The sequence below is a fragment of the Ureibacillus sp. FSL K6-2830 genome (assembly GCF_038004145.1).
GTDB lineage: Bacteria > Bacillota > Bacilli > Bacillales_A > Planococcaceae > Ureibacillus > Ureibacillus thermosphaericus.
Genome location: NZ_JBBOQR010000001.1, coordinates 2,713,495 through 2,734,300, shown reverse-complemented (window position 1 = coordinate 2,734,300; position 20,806 = coordinate 2,713,495). Strand labels below are relative to the sequence as shown.

Here is a 20,806-nt window from a genome sequence, read left to right as displayed (position 1 = left end):
CATTTTTATTTTTTACACTGTCTACTTGACAGGAAGCAGTTCACCCTTTCTTTTTATGCGAATACCTTTTTTAAAATGTCGATGGCTTGATCGATTTCTTCATAGCTTACCGTTAGAGGAGGCAATAATCGAATTACTTTTGTACCAGCCGAACAAACTAATAAACCAGCTTCTTCTAGTTTACTAATAGCTGGCGCCACTTCATTTTCCCCTTCTAAACCAATCAATAACCCTCTACCTTTAACTTTAAATTCTCCATTATGGAAAGTTGCTTTTAACTTTTCACCAAAATAATCTGATTTCTTTTTTACCTCATCTAAAAATTCTTGTTGGAATACAATGTCAATAACTTTTTGAGCAACAGCAACAGCTAACGGATTTCCTCCAAAAGTTGTACCATGTGTACCTGGACTAAAAGTATCAAACAATTCTTTTGTTCCTAATATACCACCGATTGGAAATCCTCCTCCGAGTCCTTTAGCTATTGACACAATATCCGGTTTTAAAGGGGTTTGTTCGAAGGCGAAACGGGTACCTGTTCTACCGATTCCTGTTTGAACTTCATCAATGATTAATAAAATTCCATTCTCTGAACAAATCTCTTGAATAGCTTCAGCAAACTCATCGGTAACCGCATTGACCCCGCCTTCACCTTGAATGACTTCAAGCATGATGGCAGCAACTGTATCATCAATTACACTCTTTAATGCATCCACATCATTAAATGGTAGATACGTAAATTTGTCCACTAACGGACCAAAACCGTTATGAATTTTTCCTTGTCCTGTTGCACTCATTGAACCAAATGTACGGCCATGGAATGATTGTTGAAAGGTAATAATATGGTGTTTTCCAGTATGTTTACGTGCGAGCTTAATAGCCGCTTCATTTGCTTCTGCTCCGCTATTACAGAAAAATGCGTATGAAAAGTGTGTATCCTTTACGAGTGATTGCGCTAGTTTTTCCTGACCCGGTATTTGATATAAATTGCTAGTATGCCAAATTTTCTCGCTTTGTTCCTGAATTGTTTTGACAAGTTCCGGATGAGCATGACCCAATGATAATACAGCAATTCCGCTTGTAAAATCCAAATATTCTTTGCCATTTTGATCTTTGACGATGGTCCCTTTCCCTTCAACAAGAGCAATGGGTCTTCTTGCGTAAGTATTAAAAAGTGCACTCATTTTACTAACTCCTTACTGATTATTGTTGTCCCTGTTAACGTATCATCAACGATTTCTACTTTCGGGATGCCTGCTTTTAATACTTGAATCGCTCCCTCTACTTTTGGTATCATCCCCCCTGTAATTTCGCCTTCTTCAATCCACCGATGAATGAGTTCAGGTGTAACTTCTTTTTGATATTTTCCACCAATGCGAATTCCAGCTACATCGGTAACAAGCAGTAAACGTTCAGCACCTACTGCCAACGCAATTTCACTAGCTACTGTATCACCGTTAATATTCAATCCTTGTCCTTCTTTGGAAACGCCGATGCAACTAATGACCGGCACCACTTTCTTTGTGGTAAGGATATCGATAATATCAGTATTTATATGCTTTATTTCTCCCACATATCCATAAGTTTCATAGTCTAGTAATTCACACTGAAGAAGATTCATATCAAATCCGTTTATACCGATTGCTTGAATGCCTGCTCGATTTAAATCGTAAACGAGTTTCGGATTCACTTGGCCAATTAAAATCGACTGAACAACTCCCATTGCCTCTCTATTTGTTACTCGAATACCATTTATTTTATGCGATGAAACTTTCCTTTTTTCCAATTCTCGGTTTATGGCCGGACCTCCGCCGTGGGTAATGATGATATCATACCCTTCTTCTTGTAATGTTTTAAAATTGGAAAAGAAGGCCTCATTTAAGCCTTCTAATGTACTTCCACCTAATTTAATGACAATTCGTTTACGAACGGTAGCTTGCATTGATTTGTACATAGTCATAAGATAAATCGCACCCCCATGCAAACCCGTGTCCTTCTCCTTGACTTAATGAAACATAAATTTTTATTTCATTTGCCTTTAAAATTTTTATTAGTTCTTCTTCATTAAATGGAACGGGTTCACCATTTTCCACCATTTTTTTATCACCAATTTTTATCATAATTTTGTCTGGGTCAACTGTTGCTCCACTATAACCAACAGCCGCAATAATGCGTCCCCAGTTAGCGTCACAACCAAATACCGCCGTCTTCACTAATGGAGAGCCTACAACCGCTTTTGCAATTTTTCGTGCTTCTTCATCTGAAACAGCCCCATCTACTTCTACCTCAATTAGTTTTGTTGCGCCTTCTCCATCTCGTGCAATTGCTTTTGCCAAATCTTCTGCAACCATTTGTAAAGTTTTATAAAAATTGTTCCAGTCTGGGTGTTCCGGTGTTAATGGGTTATTCCCTGCTAAACCATTCGCCAACACCAATACCATATCGTTAGTTGAAGTATCTCCATCAACTGTAATACAGTTAAAAGTTAAGTCTGTAATTTCTGATAACGCTTTTTGTAATACATCGGATTCGATATTCGCATCTGTTGTAATAAATCCAAGCATCGTCGCCATATTTGGTTCAATCATTCCAGAACCTTTTGCTGTACCTGAAATTACGACTTCTTTTCCATCGATAGTTGTGGAATAAGTTGTGTTTTTCATGACCGTATCTGTCGTTAAAATTGCTTGTGCAAAATCGATGCCATTTTCCAATGTATTTCCTATCTCAATTTTTTTCACACCTTCACGGATGTAATCCATCTTTAGCATCTCACCGATAACTCCAGTAGAAGAAACTCCCACTAATTCAGGATCGATACCTAATTTTTCTGCAGCTAATTTTTGCATTTCATAAGCATCAAGCAACCCTTGTTTTCCTGTGCAAGCATTGGCATTACCAGAGTTGACAATTACCGCCTGCATTTTTTTCGTTTCATAAACAACTTCTTTCGTTACTTTAATCGGTGCAGCTTGCACTTTGTTTGTTGTAAATACGCCTGCAACACTCGCTGGTACTTCACTATATAAAAGTGCTAAATCCTTTTTCTTATGTTTAAGTCCACAATGGATTCCAGCAGCTTTAAACCCTTTCGGTGATACAATATTTTTACTTGATAGCTTCATCTCTACTATAGATTCCATTTTTTCTCCTCCATTTCTATCAAACGCAAAATTAAATAAATAATGGTACGACATTTAAGCCAGTCGTTTGCGGCAGATTCATTTGAACATTCATATTTTGAATTGCCTGCCCTGCAGCCCCTTTAACTAAATTGTCAATTACACCAATGATGGTAGCCCGATTTGTCCGTTCATCTACTTTTGCAAACACATCGCAATAGTTCGAACCTTTTACTCGACTCGTTCCAATTGTATCGGCATCGGTAATCACACGAACAAACGGATGTTTTTTATACGTTTCTAGTAAACATTCCGTTAAATCTTTTGTAGTTACTCCATTTGCCACCGGTGCATAGGAAGTCGCTAAAATTCCCCTCGTCATGGGCACTAAATGCGTATTAAATGTAATGGTTGTTTTAACGTTCGTAAACATTTCAATGGCTTGCTCTATTTCCGGAATATGTTGATGTTCATTAATCTTATAAATTGATAAGTTTTCATTCGTTTCACTAAAATGCGTCATTTTTGTTGGTTTATTTCCAGCACCTGATACTCCGCTTTTTGCGTCTATCACTAAGAAGGAAGGATCAATTAAACCATTCTTAATTAGCGGAAGGATTGATAAGAGTACTGCAGTCGGATAACAGCCTGGATTTGCTATAAAATCAGCCTCCTTAATGTTCTTTTCATTCCATTCTGTTAAACCATATACGCTTTTTTCTATAATTTCCGATGGAGCAGGTTCTTTCTTATACCATTTTTCATAGTCTTGTAGATTTTTTAATCGATAATCTCCAGATAAATCGATTAATTTTGGTCCTCTTCCTACAAGCGGAGGTAAAAGTTTGCTCGTCACCCCACTAGGTGTACTTGCAAAGACAACATCATATTTCCTCAAAGTCTCATAATCTATTTTTTGTAAAGGTACATCTTGAATATTCAATAAATGACCATATTTTGACGAAAATATAACTCCTTCTTCAGAAGAAGTAAACAAGTCCATCCTTTCTACTTCAGGATGATTATGTAAAAACCGAATCAGTTCTAATCCACCATATCCAGTAGCTCCAATGATTGCCACCTTCATCATTCTCACCTCTTCTGTAAGATAATGTATAGTATAAACCTGTATAAATATAAAGTCAAATGTATTTTTATATATTTTCAAAAAATTCTATAGAACAAAAAACGAAGGATATTCACTTATTTATAAATGAATTATCCTTCGGTAGATGCATAAATATTATCTTGTTCAATAAATCACATGATGTGTTCTAGCAATTCATTGAATTAATCATCTTCCATCGTCGATAAGTCACCTGTTGGAAGATTTAACTCCCAAGCTTTTAATACGCGGCGCATGATTTTACCGCTTCGAGTTTTTGGAAGTTTATCCCTAAACTCAATTTCTCTAGGTGCCGCATGGGCAGCTAAACCCGTTTTAACAAACTGGCGAATTTCCTCTTTCAATTCTTCTGTCGGTTCAACTCCAGGTCGTAATGCAATAAAGGCTTTAATGATTTCTCCGCGAACTGGATCTGGCTTTCCTATAACACCCGCTTCAATAACATCTGGATGTTCTAGCAATTTGCTTTCTACTTCAAACGGTCCAACTCGCTCGCCAGCTGTCATAATTACATCATCGACACGACCTTGGAACCAGAAATATCCATCTTCATCTTTATATGCTGAATCTCCTGAAACATACCATTCTCCATTTAAGAAATATTGTTCATAACGCTCAGGATTTTTCCAAATGGCTCTCATCATGGCAGGCCATCCTTTACGAATCGCTAAGTTACCCATCGTATATGGCGGCAATTCATTTCCTTCATCATCGACAATAGTAGCATATACACCTGGAATTGGTTTTCCCATGGAACCTGGTTTTATTTCCATGCTTGGATAGTTGCAAATCATATGTCCACCTGTTTCTGTCATCCACCAAGTATCGTGGATGCGATGGCCTAATTCATTCATTCCCCAACGAATGACTTCTGGATTTAATGGTTCTCCTACTGAGAGCACGTGTCGCAATGAAGATAAGTCGAATTGTTTTAATACGTTTGTCCCAGCACCCATTAACATTCTGAAGGCTGTTGGTGCACTATACCAGACAGTAACACCATATTCTTCAATTGCACCATACCATTTTTCAGCACTAAATCTCCCTCCAATGATTACATTTGTTACACCATTCAACCATGGACCAAAAATCCCATAAGCAGTTCCTGTCACCCATCCTGGATCTGCTGTACACCAATAAATATCATCTTCATGCAAATCTAATACCCAACGAGCAGTTTGATATTGTTGAATCATTGCATTATGAACATGCAATACTCCTTTTGGTGCCCCCGTTGATCCAGATGTATAATGTAAAAGCATTCCATCTTCTCGATCTACCCAAACAATATCGAAATGACTGGATGCTTCATCTAATCTTTTATTAAAATCAACGATTTTTTCATTTTCTTCTACTTGTTCCCCAACAAGAAATACTTTTTCTAAATGTGGTAATTCATCTAACGGCACTCGATTTAATAATTCTGGAGTTGTAACAAGTGCCTTTGCTTCACTATTTGATAATCTGTCATATACCGCTCCTTCCATAAATGCTTCAAAGAGCGGACCTACAATTACCCCCAGTTTCAAAGCACCAAGCAAAGAAAAATACAATTCTGGAGATCTCGGCATAAAGATAAACAATCGATCCCCTTTTTCAAGGCTTGCATACTGTTTAAACACGTTGGCAGCCTTGTTCGTCATGCGCTTCATATCATAGAATGAGTAGGCTTCTTTACGTTCCCCGTTATTAAAGTAAAGAGCTACTTTGTTTTTTCGATCTGATTCTGCATGACGATCGATTGCTTCGTAAGCAGCATTTAGTTTCCCCGTCGTATACCAACTAAATGCTTTCTCTACTTCCTTCCAGTCGAAATTAGCATATGTTTCATCATAGTTTTTTAGATGATAATCCCCGTGAACAACTGCTAATTTCTCAGTCGTTTTCATCCCCATGAAATATCCCCTTTCTTTTTTGATATTTTACATTTTACAACGAATTATTATAATTAGCAAAATATTTTTAACTTTTAGTTAATTTGTTTATTTTTCACAAATTTCTGCGTTAATGCACAGAATTTATCATATAATGTTAGTAATAGAAAAACGGAGGTGATGCTGATTGCAACATATAAAAAATTATTACAATGCGCAGTTGAAAACGCCTTATGGCACCGTCATCGTCGAAGGACCCATACCGCCAGAAACACTAGAACAATATGAATTTCATGAAAATTTAACTTCTTTTCGTCCTCCACAGGAACAAAAAAGGGCATTAATCGAGATAGCTAAATTAATAGAAGGTAGAATTATTATCGCTCGCAATGAAAATACCGTCATCGGCTATGTCACATATCTTTATCCTGATCCACTTGAGAGATGGTCAGAGGATAAGATTGAAAATATGCTAGAATTAGGAGCAATTGAAGTAATACCATCCTATCGGGGAGCTGGGGTAGGAAAAAAACTATTAGAAGTTTCCTTTATGGGAGATGAAATGGAAGATTACTTAGTTATTACTACAGAATATTATTGGCATTGGGATTTAAAAGGTACAGGACTAAATGTATGGCAATATCGAAATATGATGGAAAATTTAATGAAAACAGTTGGCTTTGAATATTGTGCGACCGATGATCCAGAAATAACATCACATCCAGCCAATTGCCTAATGGTTCGTATAGGCAAGCGAGTGAATCAAGATTCCATCGAACGATTTGACAGACTTCGATTTAAACATCGATACATGTATTGATTTAGGAGGATGAGTATGATTGTCGAACAAATTATGAAAAGAGAAGTGTATGCGCTTACACCGAAAGATACATTAAACGATGCCCTTAAATTGATGAGAGAAAAAAGTATCCGCCACATTCCCATTGTAGATGATGAAGAAAATGTCGTTGGTCTTATTACATCACACGACGTCAAAAATGCATTACCTTCTTGTCTTAAAGAAGAAAATAATCCGACTATTTATGATACACCACTAGAAAAATTTATGGTAAAAGATGTCATCGTTGGTCATCCACTTGATTTTGTTGAAGATGTAGCGATTACATTTTACGAATCAAAAATTAGTTGCCTACCTATAGTTTCTGGAGGGAAGCTTGTAGGTATCGTTACATCTTCGGATTTACTGTATGCTTATATTGAATTAACAGGTGCACATCAGCCTTCATCGAAAATTGATATCCGGTTAAAAGATAAAGTTGGAACATTAGCGGATGTCCTAACACTTATAAAAAAACATCATGCAAATGTGTTAAGCATTTTAGTATTTCCTGATACAGAAAACAATGATAGCCGCATCATTTCAATTCGCATTCGAATGATGAATCCTTTATCAATTATTACTGATTTACGAAACAACGGCTTTGAAGTATTATGGCCTAATGTGCCAGGGGTGAATCTATGAAAAATGCAGTATTTGTATACTCACCAGAACAATTAAGCTACAAGTTTTCTGACAGCCATCCATTTAACCATAAGCGGTTACTTTTAACTATTGATTTACTAAGAAATATTGACGCCTTATCAGATGATGATATCATTCCAGCAAGAGTAGCAACTGATGAAGAACTTGAACTGGTCCATGATCCAAAATATATCGACATCGTAAAAAAAGCAGGACATGGCCTCATAACAGCAGAACAAGCAGAACCATACGGCATTGGAACAGAAGATACCCCGATATTTCCGAACATGCATGAAGCAAGTAGTTTGCTTGTCGGCGGTACATTGCAAGCGGTAGATTATGTAATGCAAGGAAAAAGTAAACATGCCTTAAATCTCGGTGGTGGTTTGCATCATGGTTTTCGTGGAAGAGCAAGTGGCTTTTGTATATACAACGATAGTTCGATTGCAATCCGTTACATACAAGAAAAATATCAAGCTCGCGTTCTTTATGTAGACACAGATGCTCATCATGGTGACGGTGTACAATGGACATTTTATGATGATCCTAGCGTTTGCACATTTTCCATTCACGAGACAGGCAGATATTTATTTCCAGGTACGGGAAATATCAGTGAAAGAGGAAACGGACAAGGTTATGGAACTTCATTTAACTTTCCTCTTGAAGCCTTTACTGAGGATAATAGTTTTTTAATGGTGTACGAAAAAGCTTTAAGGGAAGTCATTGAATATTTTAAACCCGATGTACTTTTCACCCAAAATGGCGCAGATGCCCATTATTTTGATCCTTTAACTCATTTGCATGCCTCCATGAAAATATACCGAGAGATTCCGAAACTCGCTCATGAATTGGCACATGAATATTGTGATGGACGATGGATTGCCGTTGGTGGCGGCGGTTATGACATGTGGCGAGTTGTGCCACGGGCATGGTCACTGATTTGGCTAGAGATGAATGATTACCCCATTCCAACAGGAAAACTGCCTGAAGTTTGGTTAAACAAATGGCAAAAAGAGGCGCCGGTGCTGCTCATTCCAACGTGGGAAGACCCAAATCCATTATTTGAACCGATTCCAAGAAAAGCGGAAATAGAAGAAAAAAATGCACAAATGCTCACAAAAGCATTAAATATCATCAGAAGTGAGAAAAAATAGCATTCATATAAGAAAAAGTGTAGACAAAATCATTTGAGACTTTGTCTACACTCTTTTATTTTTTGGGTTTTTCTTTTACTGAATCACGTTTTTCAATTCGATAAGGTAAAATAACATTTTGATCTTCTACTTTTTCTTTATTCAAGAATTTCGTTAATAATCTCATTGATACTGCACCGATTTCATATAAAGGTAGTGCCACACTCGTTAATTGTGGTCTTACCATACGAGCTAATTTCGAATTTTCAAAACTAATGACCTCAATATCTTCCGGTACTTTTATACCGTGATCTTGTGCAGCATGAATAATTCCAATTGCTAATTCATCACTTCCAGCAAAATAGGCAGTCGGCGGATTTTCGATTTGGTTTAACTCTTTCCATGCTTCCACTCCACCGTCATACGTGCTGTCTTCAGCAACAATTAACGATTCATCCACATCTAATCCAGCATCTTTCAATGCTTTTTTATAAGCTTCTAGCTTATATTTGACGTTGATTGTATAACTTAACGGTCCGCTAACGAATGCAATACGTTTATGTCCATTCGTAATTAACATATTTACCGCTTCATAAGTTGCTTGGAAATAATCGATATTAACTGAAGGTAACTTTTGAGATTCATCAATTGAACCTGCAAGAACAATCGGTACAGGGGAATTTTCCATTGACTGAAGTAATTTCGGTGTAACTGCGTCGCTCATCATTACAATTCCATCAACTTGTTTTCCTAACATTGTGTCAAGCAGTGACAACTCTTTGTCTTCATTTTGGTCAGAGTTGGCCAAAATAATATTGTAGCGATACATCGTTGCAATATCTTCAATCCCTCGAGCTGCTTCAGCATATATATTGTTTGAAATATCCGGTATGATAACTCCTACTGTTGTAGTTTTTTTGCTCGCAAGTCCCCTTGCTACCGCATTAGGACGATATTCAAGACGTTCAATCACTTCAAGCACTTTTTTACGAGTAGAAGGCTTAACATTTTGATTACCATTTACTACTCGTGACACTGTTGCCATTGAAACATTCGCTTCCCGTGCAACATCATAAATTGTAACAGTCAAAGGTTTTCCCTCCTTTTTCATTTTATTATTGTCTTCATAATACGATATTTTGCTTAATTTTTTCAATACAAAGCAAAAGTTCAAAAAAATATAATATTTTAGATATAATACTAGTAAATTATCACCAAATATTCGAGTAAGAAAAAACTACCCAATCTTAGTGATTGGATAGTATAAAACATTAAGCTTTATATTCATATTGTTTCATGAATTTTTGAAGCTCTTCAAAGAATTGGTCAAATTGCTGTAAATCCATTTGTTGTTGTGAATCGGATAATGCTACTGATGGATCTGGATGCACTTCCGCCATCACACCGTCTGCCCCGATGGCAATAGCTGCTTTAGCGCAAGGCAATAATAAGTCTCGGCGTCCAGTTGAATGAGTTACGTCAACAAATACAGGCAAATGTGTTTCTTGTTTTAAAATCGGAACCGCTGAAATGTCTAGTGTGTTGCGTGTTGCTTTTTCATAAGTGCGGATTCCGCGTTCACAAAGCATGATATTTTCATTACCTTTAGACATGATATATTCTGCTGCATGAACAAATTCATCGATTGTAGCAGCTAATCCACGTTTTAATAATACTGGTTTGTTCGTTTCACCAACTGCTTTTAGCAATTCAAAGTTTTGCATGTTTCGGGCACCGATTTGAATGACATCAACATAATCCAAAGCTTCTTCAATATGAGCAGGTGTGACAATCTCAGTCACTACCGCTAATCCATATTCTTCAGAAATGCGTTTTAAAATTTTTAAACCTTCTAAACCTAATCCTTGGAAGTCATATGGAGAAGTACGAGGTTTGTAAGCACCCCCGCGGATGAACTTTAATCCTTTAGCTTTAATTGAAGCGGCTACTTGTGCTGTTTGTTCATATGATTCTACTGAACATGGACCGAAGATGAATGTTGGCTCGCCAACCCCGATTTTTTCATTATTAATTTCAATCACTGTATCTTCTGGTTTTTTCTTACGTGACACAAGCAATTCTTTTTTCGTATCTGATTCTAATTGTTTCAAAGCCGTTTTAAAAATTGTTTTAAAGATATAATCAACCGTCATTTGATTTAACGGACCTTTATTATGCTTTTTTAATAAATCTAACATATGACGTTCACGTAACGGGTCATATCGTGTAACGCCTTGTTTTTCTTTAATTTTACCAATTTCATTTACAATTTCAGCACGTTCGTTAATCAAACGAAGAATCTCTAAATTTAGTTCGTCAATTTGTTGTCGAAGTGCTTCTAATCTTTTTTCACTCATTTCCTAATTCTCCTCCTCCACTTAAATACAACACTTTCAGAAGACTGAAATGTATGTTACATTTTAAGATAATATCCATATTATAATCAAGAAAATTCAGAATGTCACGTTTTTAATTTAACGCTTCAACTCGTTAAAGTGTATGGAGATAATAATAGAAAGGAAGCGGTTGCATTGAGTTCCAAAATATTTGCTTTAGATATCGGAACCCGGTCGGTCGTAGGAATTATTTTAGAAGAGGAAAATCAACAGTACCGGGTTGTGGATATACTTATGAAAGAACATAAAGAGCGGGCAATGATTGATGGCCAAATACATAATGTTTTATACGTGGCAGAATTAATAAAAGAATTGAAGTCAGAATTAGAAAAAAAACACGGTCCTTTAACAAAAGTGAACGTTGCTGCAGCAGGGCGTGCACTAAAAACTGAACAAGCTCTTGTGACAATTAATATTAAAAATCGGCCAATTTTTACACAAGAAGATATCAATCGACTTGAATTACAAGCTGTACAACAAGCGCAAGTTCAACTTATTCAGAGTCATGAAAAAGATGAAAAAAATCATTTTTATTGTGTTGGTTATTCTGTACTTTACTACAAGCTTGATGGGCAAGAAATTGGGAGTCTTTTGGATCAGCAGGGAAATGAAGCGACAGTTGAAGTGATTGCAACATTTCTGCCACGAGTAGTAATTGAATCGCTGTTTGCTGCATTAAAAAGAGCAGATTTGGAAATGGAGGCATTAACCCTCGAACCAATTGCAGCAATTAATGTCTTAATTCCTCCAACAATGCGTCGTTTAAACGTAGCGTTAGTCGATATAGGTGCTGGTACATCGGATATCGCAATTACAAATAATAACACAATTGTGGCCTATGGGATGGTTCCAACAGCTGGTGATGAAATTACTGAAAGTTTGTGTGATCAATATTTACTCGACTTCCCTGTCGCAGAATCTATTAAACGTAAATTACATACAGAAGAAATGATTACGATTCAAGATATATTAGGATTTGAACAAGAAATCCCAAGCGTGGAAATCGTTCAATCGATTGAGCCATCCATAAAACAATTGGCAACTGCCATCGGAAATGAAATATTGCGATTAAACAACCAAATTCCACCAAAAGCTGTTATGCTTATTGGAGGGGGAAGTTTAACACCTAAACTACCTGAAGAACTTTGTAAAATCTTACAATTGCCAGCAAATCGTGTAGCCGTTCGGGATATTAGTGCCATTCAGAACTTAATAAAAGATGAAACCATTGAAGTAAGACCTGATCTTGTAACTCCAATCGGTATTGCGATTGCGGCTAAAAAATCTCCTATACAATATATGTCAGTTAAAGTGAACGATCAGGTTGTTCGACTATTTGAAACGAAAGAAATGACGGTAAGCGATGCTTTTTTAGCTGCGAAGATAAGTGCAAAACATTTATATGGTAAACCAGGACAAGGCATATCCATTACCATCAACGACCGGGATATTTTCATTCCTGGTGAACACGGAAATCCAGCAACGATATTGGTGAATGGTCAAGAAGCTTCAACTAAATCAAAAATTCAAGATGGGGATGAAATTACTATCATCCCTGGAGAAGATGGTAAAGATGCTCATGCTACAATTCGTGATATTATTGACCAAGCATCCACCAAAAAAATCAATTTCAACGAACAAACATATTTTGTTGAACCAATTGTAAAATTAAACGGAGAAAGAGCATCCCTCGATACTCCTATAAAAGACCGAGACCAAATTATCTTTGAACCTATTGAAACAGTACAAGACTTTTTAGAGCATATTAACCGACATGATGTCATCCAATTCCAAACGTTTTTAGTTAAAGTTGACGGTCAACCGGTATATTTACAAAAGTACAGTGGCACATTCTTATTGAATGGTAAACCTGCCAAATTAACGTACCCAATTCAAGATGGGGATGTATTAACGATACAAACCCCAACGACGATGCCAACAGTTCGAGTCGTGTTAGATCAATTAGATATTGCATTAGAAGACTCTATTACAGTAACTTTTCAAAATGAACCATTACAATTGAAAAAAACAAAATATGAAGTTCTCATGAATGGTGTAGTCGTACAGCCAACTACAATTGTGTATAACGGTGCTTCTTTACAATTGGTGAATAAAGATGGTAGCCCTTGGATTTTCCAAGACGTTTTTAAATTCTCCAACTGGCAAATGCCTCCTGATTTTAGAGGACAATTCATTATTCTTAGAAACGGAAATCCAAGCTCTTTTGACACAGAAATTTTTGGTGGCGATATTTTAGAAATTCAATTAATTGAACAACCAGCTATGGGATAACGGCTGGAAGAATGCTGAATTTTAATCTAAATTAAAAAAGCAAATTGAGAAAACTCATTGTTTTCTCAATTTGCTTTTTTCCGCTTAGATAGATGAAGGTCTAGCAATTTCTGAAATATCCATCCCATCATAAACATCATTTAAATTTTCCTCATAAGAAACCGTACCATCATCAATAACTTGTGGCGATTTTACTTTTTTTGCTTTAACTTTATCTACTAATTGAGATGACTGCTCTTTAATTTGACTTGAAAGTTGAACAGTTTTTTCTTTAGCTGTTGATGAAAGAACAAGCCCTTTTTGTCGAATATTAACTGCTTGTTGCGCAACATCACTTCGCAAATCTTTTCCTGTTTTTGGAGCAAGTAGTAATCCTACAGCAGCTCCTACAATTCCCCCAACTAATGCACCGATTACGAAATCTTTCATATTGATTGTTTCCTCCTCTCTAGTTTCATGGACTAGGGATTCTTGAGGTAACTGTTGTTTTTTTACTTCGTTATAATTTGGTTTTTCCCCTGACATACATTTTCCCCCTTTATCTACTTTTTACGGCGTTTATATTTCGTCGTACTCGTATTATCCACTACCTCCACCACTTCTTGTTGGGCTTTTCGCTGTTTCCATTTTTCTGCTATATCCATTGCCACATTGCTCCATTGAACTACTTGAGCAATTTTTTCTTCATTTTTACTTACTTCTCTCGAAATGGATTCAGTAATTTGATTAATCGAGTTATTTAAATTGTTTACTGATACGCCTATATTTTTAACTGCATCTACTACAGAATTCAGCTTTTCTGATTTTTCTGTAATATCAGCAGCTAACGTATTAGTTTTTTCTAATAGAGAAGTCGTTTCACGGGTAATGCCTTCCATTTGTTTTTCAATACCTGCAATGGTACCTGCAATACTTTTTAATATTCCTTTTAATGAGAATAATGTCGCACCAATGCTTATGCAAAGAACTAAGAAAGCGATTGCTGCTACAAGTGCTGAAATATATAGTATCACTTCCATGTTGAAGACCTCCTAGAATGATGAGTTGTTTATATAATTCGACAAAATTTTTATTATTCCTTCTTCTGCTAAAAAAAGGAGCATTGAATTAGCTCCTTTTTTGAAATATGAAAAATTTTCGTATCATCTTGAAAGGAACTATGCACCCATTTGGAGTATTGATTCAAATGCCTTTTGGAACTTATTAACATCTCCTGCTCCCATAAATAGGAAAACCGCATTTTGATGTTTATTTAATTTATCAATTGTTTCAGCGTGAAGTATTTCACTACCATCAATAATGGCAGCTAAATCTTCAATCGTTAGTCTGCCATTTTGTTCACGAGCTGAACTGAATATTTCACAAAGATAAACCGAATCCGCATTTTTTAAACTATCAGCAAATTGTTGTAAAAAAGCTTCTGTTCGGCTGAATGTGTGTGGTTGAAAAATTGCCACAATTTCTCGATCAGGATATTTTTGTCTTGCTGATTGAATCGTTGCATTAATTTCTGTCGGATGGTGTGCATAATCATCAACAAGAACATTATTGCCAATTATCGTCTCAGTAAAACGTCTTTTTACTCCTTTGAATGTTTTTAATTTTTCTTTTATTACATTTGCAGGGATTCCTTCATAATGACATAACGCAATGACTGCCAATGAATTTAAAATTGCATGGTCTCCATACAATGGAATGAAAAATCGATCATAATATTCATTGCGAATATATACTTCAAAACTCGTACCTTGTGTTGATTTTTCAATATTTTTTGCTATGACATCATTCCTTTCTCCCAATCCATAATAAATCACCGGTACGTTAGCACGAATTTTTTGTAAATAATGATCATCACCACAAGCGATAATGGCTTTTTTAACTTGTAACGCTAATTCTTGGAATGCCGAAAATACATCATCGATTCCAGAGAAATAATCTGGATGATCAAAATCGATATTGGTCATCACTGCATAGTCCGGATGGTAAGCTAGAAAATGTCGTCGATACTCACAAGCTTCCATAACAAAATATGATGCATCTTTTTTACCTGATCCAGTACCGTCACCAATTAAATAAGATGTTGGCTTAAATCCACCTATCACATGGCTTGTTAGGCCGGTGGTCGATGTTTTTCCATGGGCACCTGTAATCGCTATTGATGTAAATTTCTTTATATATTCACCCAGAAATTTATGATAACGAATAACTTCAACGCCTAATTCATTTGCTCGTACGATTTCAGGATGACTATCAGAAAAAGCATTCCCTGCAATGACAGTCATTCCGGGTTGAATATTATCCGGATCAAATTTTAATATTTTAATATTTCTTTCTCTTAAAGGTTGTTCGGTAAAATAATATGTTTCTACATCCGATCCTTGTACCGATTCACCGGAGTCAAACAATATTTGAGCGAGTGAACTCATTCCCGAACCTTTTATTCCTGTAAAATGATAAATTGTCATGTGCAAAAAACCTCCCAGGGATTGACCCTAATGAATAAATATTATATATATGTCTAGTTTATACATTTTTAGTTAATCAAAAACCTATTACATTATAGCATTTATTTTTCATTTGTCTTGAAAAAAAGTGAGAGGGGGCGGGCCCCTCTTTTTCATACGGATGCGCTTTGGGAAATCAATCGAATAATTCCGCTAAATCTGATTCTGTAATATACACTTCCCTAGGTTTACTTCCTTTTTGTTCAGATACAAATCCGTAACTTTCAAGCATTTCAATTAAGCGGGCTGCTCGGTTGTATCCGATGTGATATTTTCTCTGAATGGAAGATGTTGATGCGGAACCCTGTTCATACACAAAGCGGCAAACGTCTTCGAACAATTCATCTTGTTCTTCAATCATCTCTACTTTTTTAAGCAATTCTTCTTGTTCAAAGAGATACTCAGGCTCTCCTTGCTCTTTCACATGCTCGATAATTTCTTCAATCTCATCATCTGTAACATAAGTACCTTGCAATCGAATAGGGTCTGTCATCCCGTTTCCTAAATAAAGCATATCGCCTCGGCCAAGTAAACGTTCCGCTCCTTGACTGTCCAAAATTGTTCTTGAGTCGATTTGGGAAGATACAGAGAAAGCAATGCGAGTTGGGATATTTGATTTTATTAAACCCGTTATGACATCAACGGACGGTCTTTGTGTGGCAACGATTAAATGAATTCCACAAGCCCTCGCTTTTTGAGCAATTCGGCAAATGGATTCTTCCACATCTTGTGGAGCCATCATCATTAAATCAGCTAACTCGTCGATAACGATTAATATATATGGCAGTTTTAAACTATTTTTCCCCTCTTGTTCAACAAGTTTGTTATATCGAGGTAAGTCTCTTACACCCGCATGGGCAAACAATTGATATCTTCGTTCCATCTCATCTACCGCCCACTTCAGTGCTGCGGTTGCTGCTTTCACATCCGTAATGACTGGACTGACGAGATGTGGAATGTGATTAAACGGTGCAAGTTCCACCACTTTCGGATCAATTAACATTAATTTCAATTCACTTGGTTCTGCCTTCAATAACAGGCTGACTAAGATAGAATTAATGCACACAGATTTTCCCGAACCAGTTGCGCCAGCAATCAATCCATGAGGCATTTTACGCAAGTCAATCGTTACTGGTTTACCAGTTAAATCTAGTCCAAGGGCTGCTTCAAGAGGCGATTCCGATTGTAAGAAACTTTCACTATTTACGACTTCAGATAGTCGAACTGCACGTGATATGCGGTTTGGAATTTCAATTCCAATGGTGTTTTTCCCTGGAATCGGTGCCTGTATGCGTATATCTTTCGCAGCTAAAGCAAGCTTTAAATCATCTGCAAGATTTCGAATCTTGCTTACTTTCGTCCCATGACTTACTGTGATTTCAAACTGCGTAACAGCTGGCCCTTGCATAATGGATTCAACATTCGCATTGACTTGGAAATAAGAAAGTGCTTCCACAAGCGTTTCCGCCTGACGTTCCATCCATTCCCGATCTTCTGTCGATTCTTCCGGTGGTGCCAAATATTCTAAAGGCGGCTTCAAATATTTATATTCAATTTGATTCTTCTCCGTTTGTTCAGGAATTTCAATTGGTTGGGATTCCTTTAAGTCGTTTGTCTCCTTTTTTTGGAGTTGCTGTTTTTTTGCTAATTTTTCTTTATCAGACTTTAACATGATGACATTAAATGGTATTGGTTTTGTCTTAGGTTGTTCTTGTTTAATTGGAGCCGATTCATTTGAGAGTTCTTCTTCTAAAGCCGGCTCATGTATCTCACTATGATTAGATAACTCCATTTGAATATCATCAGAAAGTGGTTCTTCTACTTCCTTTTGTACATTTAATAAATCTTCAATTCTAGTTTGATTGTTGGAAAGTTGTGCTTCGTTCAATACCGATTCTAAACGGAGCGATTCAGAGATTTGTTGAAGACCATTTGCTTCATCCTCTTTCAACGAATCGCCTGTTTCATATTCATTTTGGAAATTGGAATGATTTATGCTCTCTACTTCATTCATCGAATTGAATTCATCTTTATCGACAGTATGTTGTGTTTCCTCTATTTGTTCACCCGTTTCACAAGCCCTATCTTCATGAAGGTTCAACGGTTCATTTTGTTCCTTCTCGATTTGCTCTTGTAAGTCTTCATCATGTTCTGCTTCTAATAACGTATTCGCTTGAAGTAAAGAACTTTCAACAGTTGGTTCCACATTCTCTCGATACCCTAATGCAAATTGTTTGTTAACCTCACTCGTTTCAACTGATTCTAAGTCGTCAATTACTTCTATCGCTTTTCCATGATTATTTTCAATTATATGAACCTCTTCTGCTATTGGTTCTGTAAGGATAAGAGGTTCATTAGAAAATTCTTTCTCTTTATCAACTAATAGATGTACATCTCCATCATTCTGAACTAATTTTTCTTCATCATTTTCTTTTGTCTTTCTTGCCTCTTCAATTGTAATCGAAAATTCTTCTTTTGATTGATGGATGAATTGTTCTACTTCTTCCTTCACTTGTTCTAGCTTTTTGTCAATCTCTTCAACAACAGTAGTGCTCGCTACTTCTTCTGATGCTATAATTATTTCTTTCGACTGTTCAAGAGAAGTTTCTTTTTCAGTATTCATCTCAAATTTCTGTTCAGTTTGTTCTTGTGTATGAGTATACAAAGCATTTATTGGCTTACGTTTCTGAAATCCATACACCGGTGAAGGTACATCGGTAGGAATAAATCTTTTTCGGCTTGGTTGTGGTTGACTTTTTTCTTTTACAATTGGTTGTTCCTTTTGTATAGGTTCTCTTTTAATTGTTTTCTCAATTAAACGCTCATTACGTCGGGATGTAATATCATAACTGACACTTGTTGTTTTTTTCTTATTTTGTTTTCGCATTTCTAACAGTTCATGGATTCTTGACACTTCCACATCATATACAAGTGAATTTTTATGATGTTGAGGTTCGATATTCGAAATAAAATCATTATAAGACTTTGGTTGATGAGGGGTCTGGTCCGACGCTTGTAATTCTTCGTCAGGGATTAATGGAAATCGAAATTTCGCTCGATTTTGTTCTTTCTTTTCGTATATAGGTTCTTGCCACTCATCTTCTTCATAATAGTCATATTCATCTTCAACTTCGTCTTTAAATATCAACTTATTCAATGTACGTTTGAACCAATTCATCAATCATCACTCTTTCTAATATCATACCTTTTATAATTATATGATAATAATCGGTAATGAAGCTACATTCTTTATAGAATACACCTTTCATATATGTATTGGTAAGCGAATTCATGCATTTGAACTATGTATTCGCCACTAAAGAATACCATAAGTTTTATTGCAGATTCTTTACATTACAATAACATTCAATTAAAAAAGGCTAGGACAAATTGTCCTAACCATGTTTAGAGTGTAGAAGGGATTTGAAATGCTGAACCAATTTCAGCGTCATCTTCTAAAACTAATATACCTTTTTCTTGAGGAGCATTTGGAATTGCTAATTCTCTAGCTGAACAAATCATGCCATAAGAATCTACACCACGTAATTGAGAAGGTTTAATTACCATTCCTGAAGGCATAACCGCGCCAATTTTGGCAACTACCACTTTTTGACCTGCTTCAACATTTGGTGCTCCACAAACGATTTGTAATACTTCATCCCCTACATTGACTTTACAAACACTAAGCTTATCTGCATTTGGATGTTTTTCCTTCTCTTCCACATATCCGACAACAAATTTTGGTGACAAGTCAACGTTTATAGTTACCTCAACATTATTTTTATTTAATGCAGATTGGATTTTTTGAACAAGCTCCTCTGTTACTTCCACATTACCATTCACATTCAATTCAACATATTTACTTGCATTAAATAAATTAAACCCTTTCACTTCACCAGTTGTTTTTTCTTTGATAAGAGCTACATCCCCTATTCGCTCTACTGATGGTGTTACAACTTCCTCAGTTGTAAGTTGCACTAATAAAACATCGCCTACATGTTCTTTATTGTACGCTGCAATCATTGATCTTTCGTCTCCTTTTTTATTCGATTTTTTGCTAATATGAAAATCGGCGTCAGCTCTCCATTATCATATACGAAGGATAGTGATGTAATCGGTACACGGCCAATTGAAAAGAAATGCATCGTCATTTGGGCTAGCACATCATAACCTGTTTCATTTCGAATATCCCCAATGATTAGCACGTCTTGATGAGGAACGGAAATTGTCATATCTCCTTTAATTTTTTCCCTCATCTCTTTTAAAAAGGTTTCATTTAATATGCGGCTCGCATCATAGCCATCGTTTTCATTAACAAAATAAAATATGTTTCCTGCTACTTCATCTTTTTTTACATTCGTTGACAACTTTTTTACTGAAAAGCGGGCTATTTCCCGGATTTGTTCACCAGTAGCATTTAATTTCGAAAGCATTGACTCATCAATTAATCGATAAGTTGTACCTAAATCCAAAGCATAAAAAATGCGGGTTTCTGCCGTGTGATCTGACGTAATGAAGGGATGCCCCTCTTTCGATTTCAATGGGAAAGAAGTGGAACGAATAATCGGGAAAATGTTAGATAATTGATGTATTTCTTCAGCTTGCTCTTTTTCCATCGCAATAAAAGTCTGTTCAATCGTATAGACTACATCTTCTAACGCTTGTTCTTTTCTCTCATTATATTTTGCGATAATCTCAGGAAGATTAATATCCATTCCTTTTCCAAGATTTTTATGATCTAAACGTAATTTATTATCTTTGCGATTGTACGAGTAATTAAACCTTTCAATACCTAATCGTCTTTTTAACTCTTCTACAAGCTGCTCAGATTTCACTAAAATCACTTCCTTATGTGCACAAATAAACGGCTCACTTC

At 36.2% G+C, this 20,806-nt stretch carries 17 protein-coding genes; 4 read left to right on the top strand and 13 right to left on the bottom strand.

Translation table 11 applies throughout. From position 1 onward, the window contains the following. Positions 1-53: 53 nt before the first annotated feature. From NSU17_RS13575 to acsA, 5 genes are all read right to left on the bottom strand, one after another. On the bottom strand, positions 54-1,184 hold the full coding sequence (locus NSU17_RS13575; protein WP_340705259.1) for an acetylornithine transaminase: 1,131 nt from the start codon (positions 1,182-1,184) through the stop codon (positions 54-56). Beyond that, complete coding sequence (argB, locus tag NSU17_RS13570; RefSeq protein ID WP_340705258.1) at positions 1,181-1,960, bottom strand: acetylglutamate kinase; 780 nt, start codon at positions 1,958-1,960, stop codon at positions 1,181-1,183. Before argB ends, NSU17_RS13575 begins: the two co-directional genes overlap by 4 nt. Beyond that, positions 1,923-3,143: a bifunctional ornithine acetyltransferase/N-acetylglutamate synthase gene (gene argJ / locus NSU17_RS13565; protein ID WP_340705257.1), complete on the bottom strand. Its 1,221-nt coding sequence runs from the start codon at positions 3,141-3,143 to the stop codon at positions 1,923-1,925. Before argJ ends, argB begins: the two co-directional genes overlap by 38 nt. 31 nt (positions 3,144-3,174) lie before the next feature. Beyond that, a complete protein-coding gene (gene argC / locus NSU17_RS13560) occupies positions 3,175-4,209 on the bottom strand; it encodes an N-acetyl-gamma-glutamyl-phosphate reductase (protein ID WP_340705514.1) in 1,035 nt (344 codons plus the stop codon). A gap of 203 nt (positions 4,210-4,412) precedes the next feature. Then, positions 4,413-6,143, bottom strand: coding sequence for an acetate--CoA ligase (gene acsA / locus NSU17_RS13555; RefSeq protein WP_445684080.1), 1,731 nt, complete (start codon positions 6,141-6,143; stop codon positions 4,413-4,415). Between the two features lie 166 nt (positions 6,144-6,309). Here acsA and NSU17_RS13550 point away from each other — a divergent pair, with 166 nt between their 5' ends. The 3 genes from NSU17_RS13550 to NSU17_RS13540 are packed head-to-tail and all read left to right on the top strand — an operon-like array spanning position 6,310 to position 8,759. Continuing rightward, the gene (locus NSU17_RS13550; RefSeq protein WP_340705256.1) at positions 6,310-6,942 is read left to right on the top strand and encodes a GNAT family N-acetyltransferase; all 633 of its coding nucleotides are present in this window, start codon (positions 6,310-6,312) and stop codon (positions 6,940-6,942) included. Between the two features lie 15 nt (positions 6,943-6,957). Then, complete coding sequence (locus NSU17_RS13545; RefSeq protein ID WP_096551576.1) at positions 6,958-7,605, top strand: CBS and ACT domain-containing protein; 648 nt, start codon at positions 6,958-6,960, stop codon at positions 7,603-7,605. Beyond that, positions 7,602-8,759, top strand: coding sequence for an acetoin utilization protein AcuC (locus tag NSU17_RS13540; protein ID WP_340705255.1), 1,158 nt, complete (start codon positions 7,602-7,604; stop codon positions 8,757-8,759). Before NSU17_RS13545 ends, NSU17_RS13540 begins: the two co-directional genes overlap by 4 nt. A gap of 55 nt (positions 8,760-8,814) precedes the next feature. On the opposite strand, the gene ccpA is transcribed toward NSU17_RS13540, so the two are convergent. Both ccpA and NSU17_RS13530 read right to left on the bottom strand, forming a co-directional pair. Continuing rightward, the gene (gene ccpA / locus NSU17_RS13535) at positions 8,815-9,828 is read right to left on the bottom strand and encodes a catabolite control protein A (protein ID WP_340705254.1); all 1,014 of its coding nucleotides are present in this window, start codon (positions 9,826-9,828) and stop codon (positions 8,815-8,817) included. A 181-nt stretch (positions 9,829-10,009) separates the two neighbouring features. Next, positions 10,010-11,095: a bifunctional 3-deoxy-7-phosphoheptulonate synthase/chorismate mutase gene (locus tag NSU17_RS13530; RefSeq protein ID WP_016837078.1), complete on the bottom strand. Its 1,086-nt coding sequence runs from the start codon at positions 11,093-11,095 to the stop codon at positions 10,010-10,012. A gap of 174 nt (positions 11,096-11,269) precedes the next feature. Here NSU17_RS13530 and NSU17_RS13525 point away from each other — a divergent pair, with 174 nt between their 5' ends. Beyond that, positions 11,270-13,426: a cell division protein FtsA gene (locus NSU17_RS13525; RefSeq protein ID WP_340705253.1), complete on the top strand. Its 2,157-nt coding sequence runs from the start codon at positions 11,270-11,272 to the stop codon at positions 13,424-13,426. A gap of 84 nt (positions 13,427-13,510) precedes the next feature. Here NSU17_RS13525 and NSU17_RS13520 read toward each other — a convergent pair whose 3' ends face one another. The 6 genes from NSU17_RS13520 to NSU17_RS13495 all read right to left on the bottom strand — a co-directional run bounded on the left by NSU17_RS13520 (position 13,511) and on the right by NSU17_RS13495 (position 20,765). After that, positions 13,511-13,951, bottom strand: coding sequence for a YtxH domain-containing protein (locus NSU17_RS13520; protein WP_096551584.1), 441 nt, complete (start codon positions 13,949-13,951; stop codon positions 13,511-13,513). 17 nt (positions 13,952-13,968) lie between these two features. Continuing rightward, complete coding sequence (locus tag NSU17_RS13515) at positions 13,969-14,445, bottom strand: DUF948 domain-containing protein (RefSeq protein WP_016837075.1); 477 nt, start codon at positions 14,443-14,445, stop codon at positions 13,969-13,971. A gap of 138 nt (positions 14,446-14,583) precedes the next feature. Next, positions 14,584-15,891, bottom strand: coding sequence for a UDP-N-acetylmuramate--L-alanine ligase (gene murC, locus NSU17_RS13510; RefSeq protein WP_340705252.1), 1,308 nt, complete (start codon positions 15,889-15,891; stop codon positions 14,584-14,586). A 175-nt stretch (positions 15,892-16,066) separates the two neighbouring features. Continuing rightward, entirely contained in the window at positions 16,067-19,108 is a 3,042-nt protein-coding gene (locus NSU17_RS13505) for a DNA translocase FtsK (protein WP_340705251.1), read from the bottom strand. A 227-nt stretch (positions 19,109-19,335) separates the two neighbouring features. After that, complete coding sequence (ytpR, locus tag NSU17_RS13500) at positions 19,336-19,953, bottom strand: YtpR family tRNA-binding protein (protein ID WP_340705250.1); 618 nt, start codon at positions 19,951-19,953, stop codon at positions 19,336-19,338. Next, on the bottom strand, positions 19,950-20,765 hold the full coding sequence (locus tag NSU17_RS13495) for a DUF1444 domain-containing protein (RefSeq protein WP_340705249.1): 816 nt from the start codon (positions 20,763-20,765) through the stop codon (positions 19,950-19,952). Before NSU17_RS13495 ends, ytpR begins: the two co-directional genes overlap by 4 nt. Between the last annotated feature and the right edge of the window lie 41 nt (positions 20,766-20,806).